Origin of the sequence: Halalkalibacterium ligniniphilum, assembly GCF_000334155.1 — a bacterium.
Lineage (GTDB): Bacteria > Bacillota > Bacilli > Bacillales > Bacillaceae_D > Halalkalibacterium > Halalkalibacterium ligniniphilum.
The window spans coordinates 1-2,754 of the sequence record NZ_ANNK01000128.1 but is presented as its reverse complement, the minus strand read 5'-3'; the positions used below and the strand labels follow the sequence as shown (position 1 = coordinate 2,754).

The following is a 2,754-nucleotide window of genomic DNA, read 5'->3' as shown; positions in this document are numbered from 1 at the left end:
ACCAGCTACGTCAAACGTTCAATCATGCTTCATTGCATAACTGTTATGGCGCAACTGAGACATGCTCTCCCACAACGATAATGCCTATGAATCATCCTGAATCAAAAATGATGTCAGTCGGTCTGCCTGTACTTGGAGCAGAAGTTAAAGTAATAAATGAAAGGGGAGAGGAGTGTCCTCCTAATTATCCAGGTGAACTACTAATTAAAGGTGCCATGGTCATTGAAGGTTACTGGGACAATGAAGAAGCGAACAAGAAGTCATTTGAAGACGCTTTCTGGAAATCAGGAGATGTTGCAGCCGTCGATGAGGATGGTTTTGTTTATATTATGGATCGTAAAAAAGACATGATTAATCGTGGGGGGGAAAAAATCTTTTCAATTGAGATCGAAAATGTATTGCACTTGCATCCAAAAATTCTTGAAGCCGCTGTTGTTGGAGTAGCAGATAAGCTGTTTGGTGAAGTGGTAAAGGCATTTATTGTTCCTCTTAAAGGGGAAATGATTCTCGAAAAAGAAGTAAAGCAGTTTGTTGCTGAGCGATTAGCAGACTACAAAGTACCAGCAGAGGTTGAATTTCTTAAGGAATTAAAGAAAAATCCAAACGGAAAAATCCTCAAAAATTTGCTCCGGACCTCGGTGAAAAGCTGAAAGACAAAATGAATGAGCGCTTTCCCATAGGAGGATTTAACGAATGAAAACGAAAAAAGTCGTATCAGCGTTGTTAACTGCTGCGGCATATTTTATTTCTTACAAAGTTTATAAAGTAAAGTTAACACGTTCTTTACATGATTTTTATACGACCTCTAATTCTCCTTAACGTTACCATATTATTCTATAAAAGAAATAAGGAGATGGAGAGGGGAGTTTTTAAATCATGTTCAAAAAATTGAAGCAACTGTGTGCGGTTTTCGTTGCCTTTGTTATGGTGTTTCCACTGTTAACACCCAATGTGAGTGCTGCGGAAAAGGGCTCTGTTAAAAACGTCATTCTATTAATTCCAGATGGCATGGGAGCGAGCTATTTAACGGCTTCTCGTATTTTTAAAGGTGAAGAGTTGAGTTTTGAACGCTATTTAAAAGGCATGATGAAAACCTATTCTGCCGATACAAGTGTGACCGATTCTGCAGCGGCAGGCACGGCAATGGCAACTGGCTATAAAACGGATAATGGAAAAATTTCTGTTACCCCAGATGGCAGAGAGCCTGACTCTATCCTTGATGCAGCTCGAAATAAAGACAAAGCAACTGGGCTAGTAGCAACATCACGCATTACCCATGCTACGCCGGCTGTTTTCGTTTCTCATGATGCTTCTCGCGGAAATGAAGTGGAATTAGCTCAGCAATATATTGGTAATGTTGATGTGATTTTAGGTGGCGGACGTGATATGTTTACTCTTGAGGAAGATGGAGGGAAGCAACCAGAGCGCAATTTAGTGGCAGAGGCTGAGGAAGCAGGCTATGATTATATTACCAAAAAATCAGAAATGGCAGATGTTGAAGGCGATAAAGTACTTGGATTGTTTGCTGATGCCGCTCTTACCTATGAAATTGATCGAGTTGATTCTGAACAGCCAAGCTTATCAGAAATGACAGACATGGCCATTGATATTTTAGATAAAAATGATGAAGGATTTTTCTTAATGGTCGAAGGCAGTCAAATTGACTGGGCTGGACATGCCAACGATCCTGTTGCTGCAATTACGGATACGTTAGAATTTGAAAAAGCTGTAGACGAAGCTCTTGAATTTGCAAAAGAAGATAAGGAAACCTTAGTCGTCGTTGTAGGTGACCATGAGACTGGTGGAATGGTTATTGGCACAACTCCTGGTGGATATGCAGACAATATTTCCATTTTAAAAAATGTTAAAGCAAGTAACAATGTGATTGCAGAACAATTAGTTACGAATGCTCTAAGCCTTTCCCTAACAGGAAGCAAAGAAGTTGATGGAAATCATTATCTTCCAGTTCGCCAGGCAGCGAGACAATTCAGTACATCATTTACCTATGATTCAAAAACAAGAAAAGCAGTATTAAAGAATAATACACACAGCGTCACTCTTGACTTTGGTCGCCAAGAAGTTAACAACGGGAGAGAAGTAAAGTTATTTGATATGTTTTATGACGCAGAAGAGAAAAGTAACTATGTGAACGTTCAATCATTTGCTGAAATGTTTGGTAAACATGTAGCCATTGGAACAACAAGCAATAAGCCTGAAGAAACAAAAGCGTACGTAGCCAATATTAACGAAATCGTTTCACCTTTCGTTGGCTTTGAGATAACAGAGGAAGATGAAAAAATGATTACTTCAGTCAATTGGAACGATCAGTATGCATTATCAAACGTACTTGGAACGGTCGTTTCAAACCATGCGTACATCAGCTGGGGAACACGCAATCATTCTGGCGTCGAAGTTCCATTATATGCTTATGGTGAAGGAGCAAATGAATTTGTTGGCTTGCTTGACAATACTGATTTGCCACGAATCATCTCTTATTTAATGGGAACTGAGTTGTTTACTGATGAAGAGAACTTTATGAGCCAACTAGAAGAAAGAAGAACGAATTAATTGTCTAGATCAAGATATCATCCCTGAAACCCAGCCCACTTATAGGCTGGGCTTCAGCAATTTAACAATAAACAATTATTTCCTGAAGCTTTCTAAATACCCAAGTCGTTCTGAAATTTCCTTTGCGGCCTCAACGACATTTTTCGTATGGTTCGGGATACTATGTCGGTTAATTCGTTGGATCGG

General features: G+C 39.4%; 3 protein-coding genes. All 3 read left to right on the top strand.

The window, feature by feature from the left end:
• The coding region (locus BLT_RS0115925; protein WP_017728768.1) for a class I adenylate-forming enzyme family protein at window positions 1–650 on the top strand (650 nt) is incomplete at its 5' end.
• Between the two features lie 43 nt (window positions 651–693).
• A complete protein-coding gene (locus BLT_RS24735; RefSeq protein ID WP_017728767.1) occupies window positions 694–819 on the top strand; it encodes a hypothetical protein in 126 nt (41 codons plus the stop codon).
• A 57-nt stretch (window positions 820–876) separates the two neighbouring features.
• Window positions 877–2,568: an alkaline phosphatase gene (locus BLT_RS0115915; RefSeq protein ID WP_017728766.1), complete on the top strand. Its 1,692-nt coding sequence runs from the start codon at window positions 877–879 to the stop codon at window positions 2,566–2,568.
• Window positions 2,569–2,754: the final 186 nt, after the last annotated feature.